Consider the following 19,252-nt stretch of genomic DNA (forward strand, 5'->3'; position numbering starts at 1 on the left):
TGGAGAATCACTATGCGTAAATGGAAAATCGCGTTGGGAACGGCTGTCGCGCTGGGTGCGATCTCGGTGGCCAGCGTCCACCTGCTCGACATGGGCAATCTCAGACTCAGCGCCGGCACGGCCGGAGCGGCGACGCCGGCTCCAGCCGCGTTCGTGATGCCGGTGCCGGTGGCGAGCGTCGTCAAGAAGACCATTCCGATCTACCTCGACTACGCAGCGCGGACCGAGCCGATCCGCAGCATCACGCTGCAGGCGCGCGTCCCCGGCTATCTGCAGGAACAGACGGCGCAGGATGGCGCCGATGTGCGGCAGGGCGACATGCTCTACAAGATCTCGCCCGATGACTTCCAGGCGGCGCTCGACCAGGCGAAGGCACAGGTTCAGCGCGATACGGCGACGCTCGATTATGCGCGTTCCAATCTCGGCCGCGGTACCGAGCTCGCCAAGAGCGGTTACCTGGACAAGGACAGCTTCGACCAGCGCACCTCGACCTTGCGCGAGGCGCAGGCGTCGCTGGCGCTCAACCAGGCTGCCGTGCGCACCGCCGAACTCAATCTGAGCTACGCTGAAATCCACGCACCGTTCCCAGGACGCCTGGGCCGCAACCAGGCTTCGGTTGGAACGCTGGTCAGCGTTGCCGGCACCGTGCTCAACACGCTGGTGCAGCTCGATCCGATCTACGTCACCTTCAATCCGAGCGAGACGGATCTGGCCCAGATCGAAGAGGCGCGCGCCGCCGGTCCGATCGAGGTCGAAATCCTGCTTCCGGGTGAGACCGAAGCCCACCAGAAGGGCGAACTTACCTTCATCGACAACACGGTCGATCACTCCACCGGCACGATCACCGCACGCGCCACCATCGGCAACGCCAAGTTCACGCTCTTGCCCGGCCAGTATGTCCGCGTGCGGCTGCACGTCAAACAACAGCCCGATGCGCTGATGGTACCGCAGGTCGCACTGGGCTCGAGCCAGCTCGGCAAATATGTCTATGTCGTCGGCAAGGGCAATACGGTCGACCAGCGGCTGGTTTCGCTGGGGCCGACCAATGGCGACATGATCGCCATCCTCAGCGGCGTCGCCGAAGGCGACCAAGTGATCACAGGCAATCTGCAGAAGATCGGCCCCGGAATGCCGATCTCGCCTCTCCCACAGAAACCGGCCACCTGACTCCCCCGCAGGCCCGGTTTCCGCGCGGCGCCCTCGACCTTTTCTCAGGTCGCGGGCGCCGTTTTCACGAGCAGGCCAAGCAGAGCGGCGACGTCGGCACGGTCGGCCTTAGCCGGCGGCATGAAGGCGCAATATGGGTGCCCCAGGCGCACCGAGACGGAAGAGAGCGCAATCAGCCGGCCCGCATCCAGATCGGCCTGGGCCATCACCCGCTGTCCAAGGGCAATGCCGAGGCCCAACCGAGCCGAGGCTATCGCCAGGCTTGACAGGCCGACGCGGCGCCCCTGCGATGGGTCGGCCGACCGGTTGGATCCGGATGCCGCGAACCAATCGGCCCAGCTCGGGTGCGAGGCATAGTTCGGTCCCCAGTTGGTGTGGATGAACAGGCTCTCATGCAAATCGGTAAGAGCCGCATCGCCTTTGCCGTGCCGATGCCAGAATTCCGGCGCGCAGACCGGCAGCACATCGTCATGGACGAGGCGGACCATCCGCAGGCCGGGATAGTGATAGTCGCCATAGCTGATGCGCAGGTCGACGTTCTGGCGCCTCAGGTCGATCGGGTCATCCTCGGCGCGCACGTCGATCGCCATGTGCGGGAAGGCATCTAGGAGGAGAGCCAGCCTCGGCGCCAGCCATAGCTCGGCCAGCGAGAACGGCACGCTGACGACAAGCCGCGTCCTCAGGCCGCCTTCAAGCATGCGCTGGCCGATGGCGGCAATGTCGCCAAGCGCCCGCGCCGTCTGCGGATAGATGGCGTGGCCGGCGTCGGTCAGCGCGATGCGATTGCCCGTGCGCACGAACAGCTGCTTGCCGAACCAGTTTTCGAGATTGCGTATCTGCTGGCTGACCGCCGCCGAGGAGACGCCAAGCTCGCTCGCGGCCAAGGTGAAGCTGCCTGCGCGAGCGGCGACCTCGAAGGCCTTGATCGCATTCAGTGGCGGCAGCCGGTCCATATCAGGCCTTCAGAAGTTTTTCTTGGCCAATCCTAATAATTTTATCCGTTGAGAGAAAGAATTTTTTGCCGTCTTCTGTGCCCAGCCTTTGGGCGCCCGACTGGAGCACACGCCATGAAAGACATTCTCGACCTTGACCGCTATCCGCTCGACCGCGAAGGCAGCCCCGAATGGGATCGCCTCGTCGAGCAGTCCATCGCGGCGCTCGCAGCCGACGGCATGTTCAATCTCGAAGGCTTTTTGCGACCCGGCGTCGCCGAACAAGCGGTGCGGGAAATCAAGCCGGTCATGGACACGCGGTCGCATGTCCACAAGCGCATGCACAACATCTACTTCAAACCCAACATTCCCGAATTGGCGCCAGACCACCCCGCGCTGCGCAAGGTGGAAACCATCGGCCACACCATCTGTGCCGACCAGATTCCCGGCAGCATGGTGATGGCGATCTACGAGTACCACCCGCTGGTGCGTTTCCTCGCCGCGACGACGGGCAAGGCGAAGCTGCATGTCATGCAGGATCCGCTGGCACGCACGAATGTGATGGCCTACCGCGCCGGCGAAGCGCTGAACTGGCACTTCGACCGCTCGGAATTCACCACCACGCTGCTCCTGCAACAGGCGGAGCGCGGCGGCGACTTGGAATACCGCACCAATCTCAGATCGGATGAGGATCCAAACTACGATGGCGTCGCCAGACTGCTCGAAGGGCGTGACCCCGAAGCCAGGATCCTGCGCATGAGGCCCGGCACGCTGAACGTGTTTCGCGGCAAGAACACCGCGCACCGCGTCACCACGGTCGAAGGCGAACGCGAACGGATGATCTCGGTGTTCTCCTACTATGAGAGGCCAGGCGTGATGTTCAGCGCGGAAGAGCGTGTCGGGTTCTACGGCCGCGCGGCTTGACCAGCCCGACGGCATCCGACGGGGCTGCCCGGTGACGATGAAAATCCAAAAAAGCCCTTGTTAGATTGTCGACAATCTGATTGTCTTGTCTTCTCGTCTCGCTGGAGTGGGTCGGATGGTGAAGACGGAATTCAGCCCGATTGCTGATACAACGCGCCGCGCCGAGATCGTCGCGCTGTTGCGACGCGCGATCCTGACCGGACAATTGGAGCCCGGACAGAAACTCAACGAGCTCCGGATTTCCGAACAGATGCGGGTCAGCCGCGCGCCGCTGCGCGAGGCGATGCGGGAGCTGGTGCAGGAGGGCATCCTGACCAGCATCCCCTATGCCGGCACCTTCGTCATCAATGTCACGGCCAAGGACATCGACGATGCCTATTCGCTCAACAAGGTGCTGGACGAATTCGCCATCGAACGGATGTGGAAGCAGCGCGACCAGCGTTTCCTCGACGAGCTCGACCAGCGCCACGAGGCGGTGAAGCAGGCGACCCGCGAGCGCGACACCACAAGGCAGATCGAAACCGCGCTGCAACTGCATGGTCTGATCCATGAATGGGCCGACAATTCGGTGCTCCTGGAGACCTGGCAAAGGCTGACCAGCCGCTTGCAGATGTACTTCGCCCTGCACCAGCAGGCGCGCAAGGAAGCCGTGCCGGCCGAAGATGTCCACGAGACCTATGTGGCGCTGCTCAAGGGCCACGACATGCGTGCCGCCCAGCGCCATGCCCGCGAGCATATCGACCTCGATTTCGAAGAGCTTCTTGCCTATGCGCGCGGCCTCGAACGGCGCCCGTCGAAAGGCGCCTGATCCCTCCCTCATCGCGGACAATGGATACCGACGTGCAGATCGAAACCATCAAAGCCTATCATGTCGTGCAGCCCTTCGTGGACGGCCCCTACCGCATGTCCAAGGGACGCGTGGCCGACTGCTTCAACGCCGTGATCGTCTCCATCACCTCCGACAGCGGCGTCACCGGCTGGGGTGAAATGGCGCCGCTGGGCAATTTCTATTCGGCCGCCTTCCCGGCCGGCGCGCGGGCCGGCGTGCCGGAGATCGCGCCACACCTCATCGGCCAGGATCCATGCGGGCTGGCCAGCATCGGACGGCTGATGGACACCGTGTTCAAGGGCCATCCCTATGTCAAATCGGCGCTCGACATGGCCTGCTGGGATCTGGCCGCGCGCGCGGCCGGCGTGCCGCTGGTGACGCTGCTCGGCGGCAAGGAAAGCGACATGGCGGAGACCTACCGGGTCGTCACCCACGGCACACTCGATCAGATGGCGGTTTTGGCCAAGCGGATCATCGCCGAAGGCTGCCGCCGCCTGCAGGTCAAGGTCGGCGGCAATGTGCATGACGATATCGAGCGCGTAACGACGGTGGCCTCGGCTGTGCCGAAGGGCACGGTGATCTTCTGTGACGCCAATGCCGGCTGGACGCCGTATCAGGCGCGGCAGTTCGCCGATGCAACGCGCGGCATCGACTACACGTTCGAGCAGCCCTGTACGACGCTCGACGAGAACATGTCGGTGCGCCGCATGCTCGACAAGCCAATGGTGTTGGATGAATCCGTCACCTCGCTCGGCGAGATGCTGGAAATCCACCGCCGCGGTGCCGCCGATGGTTTGACGTTGAAGATCTCGCGGCTGGGCGGCGTGACGCAGACACGGCTGATCCGCGACGTCGCCGTCGATCTCGGCTTCATGATCACGGTCGAGGACACAGGCGGCGCGGAGATCGATACGGCCGCGATGGCGCATCTGTCGCTGTCGACGCCGGCCGAGCGCCGGCTGCACGCCATCGCCTTCCACGAATGGGTGACGGTGCGCACGGCCAGGAATGCACCACCGGTGACCGGCAGCCACATGGGCATCCCCGACGGCCACGGCCTTGGCATCGATGTCGATCCGAGCCTGCTCGGCGAACCCTTCTTCGAGACCGGCCGAACATGAAGATCAAGCGCATCAAGGCAACACCGATTAACTACCGGCTGGAAGCGCCATACGTCTGGGTGTTCGGCGAACTCGACGGTTTTTCACCGACCATTGTCGAAGTCGAGACCGAAGACGGGCTCACCGGCATCGGCGAGGCGCCGACGGCTGGAGCCGCCGCCGTCATCAACGACGTGCTGGCGCCGCGGCTCGCGGGCCGCGACGCCTTCGACATAGCCGGCGCCGAGGAAGTCTGCCTGCCCTTCTGGAGCGGCGTGCAATCGATCAACGACCGCACCCGCATCATGGCCTTCGGCGCCATCGAAATGGCGCTGTGGGACCTGCGTGGCAAGGCATGGAAGCAGCCGCTCTACCAATTGCTCGGCGGCGCCGTGCGCAAGGACATCCCGTTCACCGACTATTTCTCGCTGCGCGGCGACGGGGCCAAGGTGCCGGGTGAGAAGACGCCGGAAGCGGTCGCCGACTACTGTGTCGAACTCCATGAGCGTCACGGCACGACCTTCTTCGAAGGCAAGTTCTCGACACAGGACCCGAAGGTGTCGATGAAGATGGTCGAGCTGATCCGCAAAAGGCTCGGCGACGATGCGATGATCCGCATCGATTCCAACCAGGCCTATTCGCTGGCGACCGCCAGGCAGTTGGCGCGGCCGCTGGAAGAGCTCGACGTGCGCAACTGGGAAGACCCGGTGGCGACCATCGAGGAGATGCGGGAGCTGCGGCGCCACACCTCGATCCCGTTCTCGACCCACAACATCGATATCGCCCGCGCCACGGAGCTGAAAGTGCCTGACGCCTTTGTCGGCAACCCGACGGCGCATGGCGGCATCAATCGCATGCTGCGCTTCGTCGGCGCCTGCGAGCATGCCGGCATCGACTATTGGTGCTACAGCGGCGACACCGGCGTCGGCAGCGCCTGCTACTTGCATCTGTGCGCCGCGCTGGGCTGGATCCGGGAGCCCAACCAGTCGCTGTTTCGCATGCAGCCGATGGACATCATCGAGGAAGGCCCGTTCGCGCCCAGGAACAACACCGTGCCGGTCCCCGAAGGCCACGGCCTCGGCGTGACGCTGTCGCAGGAGCGTCTTGCCGCCTGTCATCGCGATTTCGTCGAAAACGGCCCCTGCAACAAATATCACGATCCGGAAAAACCCGGGACTTACCGCAGACTGCCGCTGAATTAGGAGGGATGTCGAAAAGCAAGCAGGATTTATCGGGAAAAAGGCGACTACGGGTCGCCTGTCCGACAGACAATTCATCAAGAAAATCTGACTTTTCCATCCCAACGAGCGGATGGACCGGTCGGAGCCGCATGCTACAGTCCATCGACCGATACCGATGAGGCCCGGGGACAGGAGAACTCCACGGAACTCGTCGATTTTACTGCACTCGCCAACCACAACAACTGGGGAAAGGGCTTAGACCCATGAAGAATTACCGCATTCTCGATCTGCTGCGGCGTGGCCGCTCGCCGCTCGAAAACCATCTGATCGACGGCCTCGTCGACGGGCGCGTCAGCCGCCGCGACTTCATCCGCCACGGCAGCCTGCTCGGCCTGTCGCTGCCGCTTCTGGGCGGCATCACCACGGCCGCCGGCCTTGGCGCCATGCCGTCGCTCGCCCGGGCCGGGGCGCCTGGCGCCACCATCCGCGTCGGCAGCAGCGTGCCGGCCGCGACGATCGATCCGGTGACCATCGCCGACGCCGGCGGCCTGCTTGTTATGCAGCAGGTAGCTGAATTCCTCTGCGTCGACGGCCCCGACCTCGTGCTCAAGCCGGCGCTGGCCGAAAGCTGGAAGCCGAACGACAAAGGCACGGTGTGGACCTTCAAGCTGCGCAAGGGCGTGAAATTCCACTCGGGGGGCGAGATGAAGGCCGACGACGTCGTCGCCAGCATCGACCGCCTCGCTGATCCGGCGAATTCGTCCAACGCGCTTTCGGTGTTCACCGGCATCCTGCAGAAGGGCGCCTCCAAGAAGGTCGACGACTATACGGTCGAGTTCCACCTCGATGCGCCGAACGGCAACTTCCCCTACATGCTGTCGTCCGACAACTACAACGCCGTCATCATCCCGGCGACCTACAAGGGCGACTACGAAAAGAGCTTCGACGGCACCGGGCCGTTCAAGATCGAGAAATATACCGCCAAGGTCGGTGCGTCCTTCGTCCGCAACGAGGATTATTGGGGCGAGAAAGCGTTGCCGGATCGCACCGAATTCACCTTCTTCGCCGACATGCAGCCGCAGATCCTGGCGCTGCAGGGCGGGCAGATCGACATCATCAACCAGATGCCGGTTCTGTCAGGTGTGGCGCTGCTCAACGACCCCAATGTCGACATCATCAGCCTGAAGTCGTCCGCCCACCAGCAGCTGCATATGCGCTGCGACGACGGCCCGTTGAAAGACGCGCGCGTGCGCCGCGCCATCGCGCTCTGCCTCGACCGCGACAAGCTGGCCGCCGGCCTGATGAAGGGACGCTCGGCGCTCGGCAATGACAGCCCGTTCGCCGCGGTCTATCCCTCGACCGACACAACCATACCGCAGCGCAAGCAGGACATCGCCCAGGCCAAGCAGCTCATGGAAGCAGCCGGCGTCGGCCAGGGCTTCAAGGTGACGCTGACCACCGAGCGCTACCTCGAGATCCCCGAATACGCCCAGCTCATCCAGAACTGGGTCAAGGAGATCGGCGTCGAGCTCGAGCTGAACATTCTCGACCAGGGCGCCTATTACGGCGATGCGGTGTTCGGTAAATCGAACTGGCTGGATTCGGTGATGGGCATCACCGACTACGGCCACCGCGGCGTGCCGAACGTCTACCTTGCCGCGCCGCTGAAGAGCGAAGGCACCTGGAACGCGGCGCACTTCAAGAACAAGGACTACGACGCGCTGGCGACCAGCTATATCGCGGCACTCGACCTCGAGGCGCAGAAGGCCGACGCTGGCAAGATCCAGAAGCTTCTGCTCGAGGAAACGCCTGTCATCTTCGGCTATTTCTACGACTACCTGACGGCGACGGCCAAGGGCGTGACCGGGGTGCAGCCGACAGCGATGTCGCAGCTGTTCCTCGAAAAGGCATCGAAGGCCTAAGTGGACCGAAACTAGCCCATCCCGCGACGGCCAGCCCCGCCGGGGCTGGCGGTTTCGCGGCCGGTCAAGGCAAGGTGCGTCGCACCCGCCAGACGCCGAGCCTCGCTGTGCGGGACGAGCTATCGTTGACCCGTCCCATGGAGTCCGAGACGCTGCTCACCACCATGCATTGGGGGACCTACGAAGTCCGCGCCGAGAACGGCAAGCTTGTCGGCATCGACCCGTGGAGCGGCGACCCCGATCCTTCGCCGATCGGCAAGTCCATGCTCGACACGGTACAAGGCGACCTGCGCGTGTCCCGCCCGGCCATCAGGCGCGGCTGGCTGGAGGGTGGCAGGTCCAAACCCACGGGCAGGCGCGGCGGCGAGGCTTTTGTCGAAATCCCTTGGGAAACCGCGCTCGATATCGTGGCGGCGGAACTGGAGCGTGTCCGCGTCGAGCACGGAAATGCCGCGATCTATGCCGGTTCCTATGGATGGGCGAGCGCGGGGCGATTCCATCACGCGCAAAGCCAGGTCCATCGCTTCCTCAACACGATTGGCGGCTATACGAGCTCGGTGCTCAGCTATTCCTACGGCGCGGCCGAGGTCATCCTGCCGCATGTGCTTGGCGGGACGGACGGCCTGACGGGCAATCATTCCACCTGGGACGGGATCGAACGACATAGCGAACTGATCGTCGCCTTTGGCGGCCTGCCCTGGCGCAACGCGCAGATCCAGGGTGGCGGCGCGGCCCGTCACGAGGCGGCGGCGGCCTTGCGCAACGCGGTCGGCAACGGCGCCCGGCTGATCAATGTTTCACCGGTGCGCGACGACGCGCCGCGCGGCGTCGAGACCGAATGGCTGCGGCTGCGGCCGAACAGCGACACCGCCCTGATGCTTGCCCTGTGCCACGTCCTCATCAGCGAAGGCCGCCATGACGAGGCGTTCCTGGCTCGCTACTGCACGGGCTTCGAGGCGGTGCGGGCCTATGTCATGGGTGAAACCGACGGCCAGCCGAAGGACCCTGCCTGGGCTGCCGCGCTGAGCGGCGTCGCCGAGGCGACAATGCTCGTCCTGGCCAGGGAGATGGCCGCCAAACGCACGATGCTGATGGTCAGCTGGTCGCTGCAGCGCGCCGACCATGGCGAGCAGCCCTACTGGGCGGCGATCACGCTTGCCGCCCTGCTCGGACAGATCGGATTGCCGGGTGGCGGATTTGGCTTCGGCTATTCGTCGACAAACGGCGCCGGCAGGCCGGAGATGGGGTTCCGCTGGCCGTCCCTGCCGCAAGGCAAGAACCAGGTGCCGGACTTCATTCCGGTCGCGCGCGTGGCCGACATGCTGCTCGATCCTGGCGGCGCTTTCGAATTCAACGGCGCCGCGATGACCTACCCCGACACCAGGCTGGTCTATTGGGCGGGCGGCAATCCATTCCATCACCATCAGGACCTGAACCGCCTGGTCGAGGCATGGCAACGTCCCGAAACGGTCATCGTCCATGAACCCTTCTGGACGGCGACAGCGCGCCATGCCGACATCGTGCTGCCGGTCACCACGCCGCTGGAGCGGAACGACCTCGCCTTATCGAACCGGGAAAACCTGGTCGTCGCCATGAAGCAGGCGATCGGACCCGTCGGGGAGGCGCGCGACGATTTCGCCATCTTCGCCGCTCTGTCGGCGCGGCTCGGCACCAGCGAAACCTTCACCGAAGGGCGCAATGCCGGCGAATGGATCCGGCTGCTTTACGAGCAGGCCCGGGGAGTTGCCGCCACGGCCGGGGTCGAGATGCCGTCCTTCGACCGTTTCTGGCAGGACGGCCACGCCGATCTTGTCCGCCAGGTCACGTCGCAGACCTTGCTTGGCGCCTTCCGCGCCGACCCGGAGCGGCACCGGCTGGCGACGCCGTCAGGCCGCATAGAACTCTTCTCCGACACGATCAAAACGTTCGGCTATGACGACTGCCCTGGCCATGCCGTGTGGCGAGAACCACGGGAATGGTTGGGAAGCGATCTTGCCGGCCGGTTTCCACTGCATCTCTTGTCCCCGCAGCCGGCCGACAAGCTGCACAGCCAGCACGATCATGGCTCGGTCAGCCGCGCCGGCAAGGTGTCGGGCCGCGCACCGCTGTGGATCAATCCGGCGGATGCCGCGGCACGTGGCATCGTGGACGGAGCGGTCGTTCGCGTCTTCAACGAGCGCGGCTCCTGCCTTGCGGGTGCCGTGCTGACGGACGGCTTGATGCCGGGCGTCGTCCAGTTGCCCACGGGTGCCTGGTTCGATCCGTCGGAGCCTGGACGGCCGCACAGCCTGGAAAAGCATGGCAATCCGAATGTCCTGACAGCCGACCGAGGCACATCGCGCCTTGCGCAATCGCCGACCTGCAATTCGACGCTGGTCGAGGTGTCGCGATTTGACGGCGCCGTTCCAACGGTGACAGCATTCGATCCACCTGCCACAGTGTGTTTAGCCGACGTGTCCGGCATGTCCGAACCCCAGCCCCACCATAAGGAGGCCTAGCCATTCTCTCCTTCTTTGCCCGGCGTGTCTCGCTGTCGCTGGTGACGCTGTTCCTGCTCAGCGTGATGGTGTTCCTGGGTGGCCAGGTCCTGCCCGGCAATGTCGGGCGCGCGATCCTGGGACCGTTCGCCGACCAGCGCGCGGTCGACGCGCTCAATCACACGCTCGGCGTCGATCGCCCGCTTCTCACCCAGTACTGGAGCTGGATTTCCAATTTCGTCCAGGGTGACATGGGCACCTCCTATATCTTCCGCTCGCCGGTGGCGCCGTTCGTCATCGATGCGCTCGGCAATTCGATGAAGCTGGCGGCCGTCGCCTTCGTGCTGGTGGTGCCGATCGGCATCCTGGGCGGTGTGATTGCCGCGCTCAACCTCAACCGCCCGCTCGACCGCATCATCAGCCTCGGCGGCCTGTCGGTGACGGTACTGCCGGAATTCGTCACCGGCATCATCCTGATCCTGATCTTCGGTGTGTGGCTGCGCTGGCTGCCGATCTCGGCGGCATGGCCGAAGGACGCCGGCTTCTTCACCCAGCTCTATTACCTCATCCTGCCGGCCCTGCCGCTGTTCCTGGTGCTGTTCGGCTATATCGCGCGCATGGCGCGTTCGGGCATGATCGAGGCGCTCGATTCCGACTATACGCGGACCGCGGTGCTGAAAGGGCTGCCGTGGCGCACGGTGATCTGGCGCCACGTGCTGCGAAATGCGCTGCTGCCGACCATCACCGTCATCGCCACCCAGACCGGTTACCTCATCGGCGGTCTCGTCGTGATCGAGACGCTGTTCCGTTACCAGGGCATCGGCTCACTGATCTTCACCGCCGCGCGCGGCAAGGATTTTCCGATGCTGGAATCAGGCATCCTCACCATCGGCATCGTCTATGCCGTGGCGACATTGGTCGCCGACTTCCTCTATTCCGTGCTCAATCCGCGCATCCGGCTGGGGTCAGACCAATGAGCGCCGTTCAGACCCCCTCCCCCGCACAGGACGACACGCGGCGCCGCGGCCCGCTGGCCGAGGTCCTGTTCTCGCTGCTGCGCTCGCGAACCTTCCTCGTCGGCATAGCCATCGTGCTGTTCTGGGTTGTCTGCGCCCTGTTTGGCGAACATTTTGTCCCCTACGATCCGCTCGCCGACGACATCATCAACGCGCTGGCGCCGCCTTCGCGCGAACACTGGTTCGGCACCGACCAGATCGGCCGCGACGTCTTCTCGCGCGTCATCGTCGGCTCGCGCGATATCCTCACCGTCGCGCCGCTGGCGACCTTGCTGGCGACGGTCGCGGGCACCGCGCTCGGCTTGCTAACGGGCTACTTTCGCGGACTGGTCGACGATGTCGTCAGCCGCATCCTGGAAGCCTTCATGGCCATCCCCGTGGTCATCGTGGCGCTGCTCGCCATCGTTGCGCTCGGCACCTCCAAGACCACCGTCATCGTCGTCATCGGCCTCAGCTTCGCGCCGATCATCGCGCGCACCGTGCGCTCGGCGGTGCTGGCCGAGCGCGAACTCGACTATGTCGCTGCCGCACAACTCAGACATGAGAACGCGCTTCATACGATGTTCGTCGAGATCCTGCCCAACGTCATCCCGCCGATCCTGGTCGAGACCACGGTGCGGCTCGGCTACGCCATCTTCGCCGTCGCCACGCTGTCCTTCATGGGCTTCGGCATCCAGCCGCCGTCTCCGGACTGGGGGCTCTCCATCTCCTCGAATTACGGCATGATCGGCGGCGGCTTCTGGTGGACGGTGCTGTTTGACGCACTCGCCATCGCCTCGCTGGTGATCGGCGTCAATCTGGCCGCCGACGGCGTGCATGGAGCGTTCAATGACTGAACCCGCCAAGGCAAGGAACGCATTGGAACTCAGCGACCTGTCTGTCGCCTACCGCGTCGGCGGCCGAAACCGGGCGGTGCTGCGCAATCTCAGCCTCACCATCGGCCAGGGCGAGGCCTATGGGCTGGTCGGCGAATCCGGCTGCGGCAAGTCGACAGCCGCGCTCGCCGTGGTGCGCTATCTCCCGCGCAATGGCTCGATATCAGGCGGTGCCATCGCGCTCGACGGCCAGGATGTCATGAAGCTAGATGCCGAGGCGCTGCGGCGCGCCCGCGCCGAAAGCGTCTCCATGGTCTATCAGGATCCGGGCAAGGCGCTGAATCCGTCGATCCGCATCGGCCGCCAACTGACCGAGATTTTCGAGCTTGCCGACGTTTCCGGCCAAGCGGCCACCGATCGCGCCATTGCCATGTTGAACCGCGTGCGCATCTCCGATCCGCCAAGCGTCATGCAGCGCTACCCGCACCAGCTCTCCGGTGGCATGCAGCAGCGTGTGGCGATCGCCATGGCGCTGGCCAATGACCCTTCGATGCTGATCCTCGACGAACCGACCACCGGGCTGGACGCGACCGTCGAGGCCGAGGTGCTCGACCTCATCGCGCAACTGCGGCAGGAACTCTCGGCCTCGATCCTGTTCATCAGCCACAACCTCGCCGTCGTCTCCAACATGTGCGACCGGGTCGGCGTGCTCTATGCCGGCATGCTGGTCGAGGAAGGGCCGACCGACGTCGTCTTCAACGATCCGCGCCACCCTTATACGGTGGCGCTGCTGCGCTGCCTGCCGCGCGGCGGCCAGCGCAAGGACCAGGGCCGGCTCGACACCATTCCGGGCTTCCTGCCCGGCATCGGCACCGTCATCAAGGGCTGCGCCTTCGCCGACCGTTGCGCGCTGGCCACCGAGCGCTGCCGCACGGAGTTGCCGCCGCTCTACGATCTCACCGACGAGCGCGGGAGGCGGCTATCGCGCTGCCACTATCACGACCAGGCGCAGGCCCTGCCTCGCGCAACGCCCGCGGACGTGGCCACCGCACCAAAGCCGGCAACGGCGCCGGTGCTGCGCGTCGCCGGGCTGAACAAGACCTATGCCAGCCATGGCTATCCCTTGCGCGCCGTCAAGGACGTTTCGCTCGATCTCGGGCCCGGCGAGACGTTGGGGCTGGTCGGGGAATCCGGCTCGGGGAAGACCACTTTCGCCAGGCTCCTGCTCGGCCTGGTGCCACCGGACGCCGGCGGCACCATCGAGCTCGAGGGCAAGGCGCTTGCGCCGAAGCTGGAGAACCGTGGCGACGACCAGGTCAAGGCGATGCAGATCGTCTTCCAGAACCCGGACTCCGCGCTTAACCGTTCGCACTCGATCCGCCACATTCTCGGCCGCGCCTTGAAGCGGCTGGCTGGCCTCTCCGGCAAGGCGCGGGAAGCGCGCCTCGACGACCTCGTCCGCTCGGTGCGGCTCACCGACCGGCATCTCGCGGTCAAGCCGCGCCAGCTGTCGGGCGGGCTGAAGCAGCGCGTCGCCATCGCGCGCGCCTTCGCCGGCGATCCGCGCATCGTCGTCTGCGACGAACCGACCTCGGCGCTCGACGTCTCCGTCCAGGCGGCGATCCTCAATTTGCTTGCCGACCTGCAGTCGAAGGAAGACGTCAGCTACATCTTCATCTCGCACGACCTCGGCGTGGTGCGTTACCTCTCCGACAAGATCGCCGTGCTCTATCTCGGCCGCATCATGGAGATCGGGCCGTCGGAAGCAGTGTTTTCCGGGCCGCATCACCCCTACACCGAGGCGCTGCTTTCGGCCGTGCCCAAGCTCGACCAGACCGAGACGGCGCGCATCCGGCTCGATGGGGAAATCCCCAGCGCCGTCAACCCGCCCTCGGGCTGCGTCTTCCACACACGCTGCCCGCGCAAGATCGGACCGATCTGCGAACAGCAGGAGCCACCGCTGGCCGAGGCGCAGCCTGGACATTCGATCCGCTGCCACATTCCCTATGCCGAACTGGCGCGGCTGCAGAAGGCAGCCGTGGCCGAACCGGCATAGCGAGACACCGCATGGGTGACCGCATTTGCCTGGCCGGTTACACTTGGCCGGCGATGCCCAGGGAACGGTCGCCTTCCGAAAACCCCTGACCTTCCGTCCAGTCCCTGGCCAGCGTGCGCAGCCCGGTCAAAGCAACATCGAGCACATCCGACGAGACCGGGTTCGAGGGATAGGCAAGATAGATCGGCCTCCGGAACACCGGCGTGTTGTCGATGCGTCTCATTTCACCGCGCTCGATATGGCCGCTGACGGCGCTGAGCGGCAGATAGGCGGCGGCGTGCTGCGACAGGAGATGCTGCAGGCCGATGAAGACCAGTCCGGCCGAGATGGCCGGTTTGACCATGCCCGCGAAGGCCCGGTCATGCTCGATGCGGAATTCGAGCCCCCAGTCCATCAGGATGTAGTTCTCGGTCCAGGGCCTGGTCTGCGCGGCATGCTGGACGAGCACTACCTGGTCGACGGCGAGCGTCTCATAGACGATGCCGGGATGCGGCCGCGGCAGATAGAGGATGCAAATGTCGAGCAGGCCTTCCGCCAGTTGGTCGATTGCCTGGTCTGGAAAACTTCCTTCCAGCCGCAGCGCCACGTTCGGCCTTCTGGCGCGCATCCACTCGACCCATGGCGAGGTCATGCGCTCCCAGAGATAGGCAGGGGCGGTGAAGCGCAGAAGCGTTTCATAGCCATCGGGAACGGCGATGTCCTGCCTCGATTGTTCCCAGGTGCGGGTGATGGAGGAAGCGTGCGGCAGGAACTGCCGGCCGGCCGGCGTCAGCGAGACGCCATCGTGATCCCTGACGAAAAGCCTTCGCCCCAACTGCTCCTCCAGCCCCCTTATTCGGGCGCTGACGGTGGACTGCGCGAGATTGAGCCGATTGGCGGCGACAGTGAAGCTGCCATGTTCGGCGACCTCGAGGAAGCTGCGCAGGTTTTCGGTATCCATGCCATCACTCCTCCATCGAAAATTTCGATGGACCCTATCAAAAAATATCGCTTTCCGGTCGCGGTCAACAATGCCCTAAATGGCCGATCTCCCACGGGCAAGCGAGGAATGCAGCCATGCCAAGGCATTTCGTGACGATTGACGCCGCCCGCAAAAGCCTGACCGCAATCGAAAATTCCGCTGTCGACGAATTGCTGGCCGGCAGGCTCGACCGGCGCGATTTCCTGCGCCATGGCAGCGTGCTTGGCCTTTCGCTGCCGTTCCTTGGTGGCATTCTGGGAGCGGCGGGGTTCTCCACGCAAGAGGCCCGCGCCGAAGGCAAGCCGGGCGGCACGGTGCGCGCGGGCGTCGCCACGCCGGGCGGCGCCATCGACCCCGTCACCTTCTATGACAGCGGCAGCTATCAACTGGTCTTCCAGACTGCCGAATTCCTCTGCATCACCCAGCCGGACCTGACCCTGAAACCGGTGCTGGCGGAAAGCTGGTCGCCCAACGAAGACGGCAGCGTGTGGACCTTCAAGCTGCGCAAGGGCGTGAAATTCCACAATGGCGAGGACTTCAGGGCCGACGACGTCGTCGCCACCTTCGACCGGCTGGCCGACCCGAACGGCGCATCCAACGCGCTGTCGGTGTTCAAGGGCCTGCTGTCGAAGGGTGGCGCCCGGAAAGTCGACGATCATACCGTCGCCTTCCATCTCGACGCGCCGAACGGCAGCTTTCCCTATTCGGTGTCGATCGACAACTACAACGCCGTCATCCTGCCGGCGAGCTACAAGGGCGACTACGAAAAGACCTTCGAAGGCACCGGGCCGTTCCGGATGGAGAGCTATACGCCGAAAGTCGGCGCGACCTTCGTGCGTAATGAGGACTATTGGGGTGAGAAGGCGCTGCCTGACCGGCTCGAGTTCAAGTTCTATGGTGACGTGCAGCCGCGCATCCTGGCGCTGCAGGCCGGAGAGGTCGACATTCTCGACGCCGTGCCGCTCGATGTCAGCCAGGTGGTGCTGAACAGCCCCGACATCACGGTGCTGCGGGTCGCCTCGACCGCGCACCGCCAGCTTCACATGCGCTGCGACATGGCGCCGTTCACCGACAAGCGCGTGCGCCAGGCGCTGGCGCTCAGCATCGACCGCTCCAAGCTGGTCGACGGACTGTGCCGCGGCATGGCGGCGACCGGCAATGACAGCCCGTTCGCGCCGGCTTTCCCGGCCACCGACAAATCGGTGCCGCAGCGCGCGCAGGACATCGCCAAGGCCAAGCAGCTGATGGAGGCCGCGGGTCTGGCCAATGGTTTCGATATCACGCTGACGACGCTGCGCTATTCCGACATTCCAGCCTATGCGCAACTGTTCCAGAATTTCGCCAAGGAGATCGGCGCCCGCATCTCGCTGAACATCGAGGACCAGGACAAATATTACGGCAAGGCGGTGTTCGGCCAGTCGGATTGGCTGGACAGCCCGTTGGGGATCACCGACTACGCGCATCGCTCCGTGCCGAATGTCTTTTTGAAGAGCCCGCTGGTCAGCGACGGCCCGTGGAACGCGGCGCATTTCAAGAGCCCTGCCTATGATGGCATGGTGACGAGCTATCTCAAGGCGCTCGACATCGGCGCTCAGCGCGCGGCGGCCTCCGACATCCAGAATCTGCTGCTCGACGAGACACCGGTGATCTTCAGCTACTTCCCCGATCTTCTGGTGCCGGTGCGCAAGAATGTCAGCGGCCTGCCGCCGATCGCCGCCGGGCTGCTGCTCGATCGTGTGTCGCTGGGATAGAGGCTGCTGAGATCATGCTCGAACGGGCGGAGGCCAGATCGGACGGTTCCGTGTTTCGGGCGGTGAGGCTATCCGGCAGCAGGGCCGCGACGAACGATGGGGGGCCATCGTTCCAGCGGCTCGATGCCGGCGACGCCCGCCGCCCGGAAGCCCTGCCCGGCCCTCGGCCCGGCCTCATATCGCCCTAGCCATGCGCCGAAATCCGGCCATGAAAGACAAGAAACGGGAGACTACCATTCGCAAGCCTCACCTGCGCGGTCGCGGACCGCATTTCCCCGTGCTCGACCAGATCGTCCAGTACGAGTTCGAGCCTGGCTATGTCGCCTTCACCATGCCGTCGTTGAAGCGACTGCGGGTGCAGGTGGGATCGATGACCGTCGCCGACACCACCAGGGCGCTGGTGCTGTACGAATCCGACCATCTGCCGGTCTACTATTTCCCGATCGAGGACGTGCGCGAGGAATTCCTGCTGCCCTCGAAGACGACGACGGAAGATCCATACAAGGGCGTCGCCACGCACTACTCGCTGAATACAGGCATCACCTTGGTCGAGGATGGCGCATGGCGCTATCTCGATCCCGTCAAGGGTTGCCCGCCGATCTCGGGCTACATGTCGTTCGTGTGGAGCAAGATGGGCCACTGGTTCGAGGAAGACGAGGAGATCTTCGTCCACGCCCGCGATCCGTTCCGCCGCGTCGACTGCCTGCCCTCCTCGCGGCGAGTGCAGGTCATCCTCGACGGCGAGCAGGTCGCCGACTCACGGCGTGGCGTGTTCCTGTTCGAGACCGGCCATCCAGTGCGCCACTACCTGCCGATTTCCGACACGCGGCTCGATATGTTTTCGCCAAGCCGCTACATTTCGCGCTGCCCCTACAAGGGCATCTCCAACTACTATCACGTGACGACGGCGAAAAAGCGCCACGAGAACATGGTCTGGTATTATCCCGAACCCGTGCACGAAGCGGAGCGCATCAAGGGCCTGGTCTGCTTCCACCACGAACTGGTCGACAAGATCCTGGTCGACGGCGTCGAAATCCCGAAGGAAGCCACGGCCGCCTCCGACGGATACTTCTGAACGGACGATACCGGTCAGGCGCGTGGTGGCTTGATCGAGGCATTGGGTAGCGCATACCTTCCCCGGACCCAGGGAGGGGCTATCGATGGATCTTTTCAAACTCGACGGCGATGTCGCGCTGGTCACCGGAGCCGGCAGCGGCATTGGCCAGGCAATCGCGATCGGGCTGGCCGAGGCCGGCGCCGATGTCGCCTGTTTCGGCCATGCGTCGAAGGGCGGGCTGGACGAAACCGCCCACCGGATCACGGCACTCGGCCGCCGCGCGCTGATGCTAACCGGTACGGTGACGTCGGAGGACGATCTGGCTGCCGCCATCGATCGCGTGGAAGCCGAACTCGGTGCTTTGACGGTTGCCGTCAACAATGCCGGGATTGCCGGCTCCGAACCGGCGGAGACACTGTCGCTGGAGACGTGGCGGAAGGTGCACGAGGTCAATGTCGCCGGCGTGTTCCTGTCCTGCCAGGCCGAGGCGCGCAAGATGCTGGCGCGCGGCAAGGGGTCGATCATCAACATCGCCTCGATGTCGGGCACCATCGTCAATCGCGGGCTGACGCAGGCGCACTACAATTCCTCGAAGGCAGCCGTCATTCATATGTCGAAGAGCCTCGCCATGGAGTGGGCCGATCGTGGGCTGCGCGTCAACGTCGTCAGCCCCGGTTACACGCTGACGCCGATGAACAAGCGGCCGGAGGTGGCCGAACAGATAAAGATCTTCAAGCGCGATACGCCGATGGGACGCATGGCGGCGCCAGAAGAGATGGTCGGACCGACCGTGTTCCTGGCCAGCCGCGCCTCGAGCTTCGTCACCGGCCTCGACCTGATCGTCGATGGCGGCTACGTCTGCTGGTAACAGGGATGCGAGCCATGTCCCGCCGGTGCCGGCCCACTTGGCCCGCAGTCTGAAATTACGGCGCGAACGTAGCGTTAGTCGTTGCGCGGCATGAACGTTGGTATATATAATTTCATCCCATGAAACGGCCTTGGCGAGATGGGGCTTGCCAAGCCGCTGGCCGGAAGCACTTCCGCCGGAATGCTCGGGATCATGG

The 19,252-nt window shown here is 64.6% G+C and carries 15 protein-coding genes; 13 read left to right on the forward strand and 2 right to left on the reverse strand.

All coding sequences use genetic code 11. The features are described from left to right. The first annotated feature begins 12 nt into the window (after positions 1–12). Positions 13–1,167, forward strand: coding sequence for an efflux RND transporter periplasmic adaptor subunit (locus tag LB564_RS12720; protein WP_224538071.1), 1,155 nt, complete (start codon positions 13–15; stop codon positions 1,165–1,167). A gap of 44 nt (positions 1,168–1,211) precedes the next feature. On the opposite strand, the gene LB564_RS12725 is transcribed toward LB564_RS12720, so the two are convergent. Continuing rightward, entirely contained in the window at positions 1,212–2,120 is a 909-nt protein-coding gene (locus LB564_RS12725; RefSeq protein ID WP_224538073.1) for a LysR substrate-binding domain-containing protein, read from the reverse strand. 114 nt (positions 2,121–2,234) lie between these two features. Here LB564_RS12725 and LB564_RS12730 point away from each other — a divergent pair, with 114 nt between their 5' ends. From LB564_RS12730 to LB564_RS12770, 9 genes are all read left to right on the forward strand, one after another. Then, on the forward strand, positions 2,235–3,023 hold the full coding sequence (locus LB564_RS12730) for a 2OG-Fe(II) oxygenase (protein ID WP_224538076.1): 789 nt from the start codon (positions 2,235–2,237) through the stop codon (positions 3,021–3,023). A 115-nt stretch (positions 3,024–3,138) separates the two neighbouring features. Next, the gene (locus LB564_RS12735) at positions 3,139–3,831 is read left to right on the forward strand and encodes a GntR family transcriptional regulator (RefSeq protein ID WP_224538078.1); all 693 of its coding nucleotides are present in this window, start codon (positions 3,139–3,141) and stop codon (positions 3,829–3,831) included. Positions 3,832–3,863: 32 nt separating this feature from the next. Next, positions 3,864–4,973 carry a mandelate racemase/muconate lactonizing enzyme family protein gene (locus LB564_RS12740; protein WP_224538081.1) on the forward strand — a complete coding sequence of 370 codons (1,110 nt, stop codon included), beginning with the start codon at positions 3,864–3,866 and terminating at the stop codon, positions 4,971–4,973. Continuing rightward, entirely contained in the window at positions 4,970–6,154 is a 1,185-nt protein-coding gene (locus LB564_RS12745; protein WP_224538082.1) for a mandelate racemase/muconate lactonizing enzyme family protein, read from the forward strand. The genes LB564_RS12740 and LB564_RS12745 overlap by 4 nt, the downstream gene beginning before the upstream one ends. 242 nt (positions 6,155–6,396) lie before the next feature. Then, positions 6,397–8,055, forward strand: coding sequence for an ABC transporter substrate-binding protein (locus LB564_RS12750; RefSeq protein ID WP_224538085.1), 1,659 nt, complete (start codon positions 6,397–6,399; stop codon positions 8,053–8,055). Positions 8,056–8,192: 137 nt separating this feature from the next. Then, positions 8,193–10,553 carry a molybdopterin guanine dinucleotide-containing S/N-oxide reductase gene (locus LB564_RS12755; RefSeq protein WP_224538700.1) on the forward strand — a complete coding sequence of 787 codons (2,361 nt, stop codon included), beginning with the start codon at positions 8,193–8,195 and terminating at the stop codon, positions 10,551–10,553. A gap of 2 nt (positions 10,554–10,555) precedes the next feature. Beyond that, positions 10,556–11,509 (forward strand): ABC transporter permease, encoded by a 954-nt coding sequence (locus LB564_RS12760; protein ID WP_224538702.1) that lies wholly within the window; start codon positions 10,556–10,558, stop codon positions 11,507–11,509. After that, positions 11,506–12,384, forward strand: a complete 879-nt coding sequence (locus LB564_RS12765) for an ABC transporter permease (protein WP_140705694.1) — start codon at positions 11,506–11,508, stop codon at positions 12,382–12,384. Before LB564_RS12760 ends, LB564_RS12765 begins: the two co-directional genes overlap by 4 nt. Then, positions 12,377–14,419 (forward strand): ABC transporter ATP-binding protein, encoded by a 2,043-nt coding sequence (locus LB564_RS12770; protein WP_224538087.1) that lies wholly within the window; start codon positions 12,377–12,379, stop codon positions 14,417–14,419. The genes LB564_RS12765 and LB564_RS12770 overlap by 8 nt, the downstream gene beginning before the upstream one ends. A gap of 37 nt (positions 14,420–14,456) precedes the next feature. Here LB564_RS12770 and LB564_RS12775 read toward each other — a convergent pair whose 3' ends face one another. Next, the gene (locus tag LB564_RS12775) at positions 14,457–15,359 is read right to left on the reverse strand and encodes a LysR family transcriptional regulator (protein ID WP_224538089.1); all 903 of its coding nucleotides are present in this window, start codon (positions 15,357–15,359) and stop codon (positions 14,457–14,459) included. A 116-nt stretch (positions 15,360–15,475) separates the two neighbouring features. Between LB564_RS12775 and LB564_RS12780 the strand changes: the two genes are divergently transcribed. The 3 genes from LB564_RS12780 to LB564_RS12790 all read left to right on the forward strand — a co-directional run bounded on the left by LB564_RS12780 (position 15,476) and on the right by LB564_RS12790 (position 19,056). After that, a complete protein-coding gene (locus tag LB564_RS12780) occupies positions 15,476–17,131 on the forward strand; it encodes an ABC transporter substrate-binding protein (protein ID WP_224538091.1) in 1,656 nt (551 codons plus the stop codon). Positions 17,132–17,339: 208 nt separating this feature from the next. Continuing rightward, positions 17,340–18,206: a DUF427 domain-containing protein gene (locus tag LB564_RS12785; protein WP_224538093.1), complete on the forward strand. Its 867-nt coding sequence runs from the start codon at positions 17,340–17,342 to the stop codon at positions 18,204–18,206. An 85-nt stretch (positions 18,207–18,291) separates the two neighbouring features. Continuing rightward, a complete protein-coding gene (locus tag LB564_RS12790; RefSeq protein WP_224538096.1) occupies positions 18,292–19,056 on the forward strand; it encodes an SDR family oxidoreductase in 765 nt (254 codons plus the stop codon). The last annotated feature ends 196 nt before the right edge of the window (positions 19,057–19,252 follow it).

The organism is Mesorhizobium sp. ES1-6 (assembly GCF_020164775.1).
In the GTDB taxonomy this organism is placed as follows: Bacteria; Pseudomonadota; Alphaproteobacteria; order Rhizobiales; family Rhizobiaceae; genus Mesorhizobium.

Bases quoted from the DNA above. Each gene is read 5' to 3' on its own strand.
- LB564_RS12720 (WP_224538071.1), top strand. From the start codon at position 13: ATGCGTAAATGGAAAATCGCGTTGGGAACGGCTGTCGCGCTGGGTGCG.
- LB564_RS12725 (WP_224538073.1), bottom strand. From the start codon at position 2,120: ATGGACCGGCTGCCGCCACTGAATGCGATCAAGGCCTTCGAGGTCGCC.
- LB564_RS12730 (WP_224538076.1), top strand. From the start codon at position 2,235: ATGAAAGACATTCTCGACCTTGACCGCTATCCGCTCGACCGCGAAGGC.
- LB564_RS12735 (WP_224538078.1), top strand. From the start codon at position 3,139: ATGGTGAAGACGGAATTCAGCCCGATTGCTGATACAACGCGCCGCGCC.
- LB564_RS12745 (WP_224538082.1), top strand. From the start codon at position 4,970: ATGAAGATCAAGCGCATCAAGGCAACACCGATTAACTACCGGCTGGAA.
- LB564_RS12750 (WP_224538085.1), top strand. From the start codon at position 6,397: ATGAAGAATTACCGCATTCTCGATCTGCTGCGGCGTGGCCGCTCGCCG.
- LB564_RS12755 (WP_224538700.1), top strand. From the start codon at position 8,193: ATGGAGTCCGAGACGCTGCTCACCACCATGCATTGGGGGACCTACGAA.
- LB564_RS12765 (WP_140705694.1), top strand. From the start codon at position 11,506: ATGAGCGCCGTTCAGACCCCCTCCCCCGCACAGGACGACACGCGGCGC.
- LB564_RS12770 (WP_224538087.1), top strand. From the start codon at position 12,377: ATGACTGAACCCGCCAAGGCAAGGAACGCATTGGAACTCAGCGACCTG.
- LB564_RS12775 (WP_224538089.1), bottom strand. From the start codon at position 15,359: ATGGATACCGAAAACCTGCGCAGCTTCCTCGAGGTCGCCGAACATGGC.
- LB564_RS12780 (WP_224538091.1), top strand. From the start codon at position 15,476: ATGCCAAGGCATTTCGTGACGATTGACGCCGCCCGCAAAAGCCTGACC.
- LB564_RS12785 (WP_224538093.1), top strand. From the start codon at position 17,340: ATGAAAGACAAGAAACGGGAGACTACCATTCGCAAGCCTCACCTGCGC.
- LB564_RS12790 (WP_224538096.1), top strand. From the start codon at position 18,292: ATGGATCTTTTCAAACTCGACGGCGATGTCGCGCTGGTCACCGGAGCC.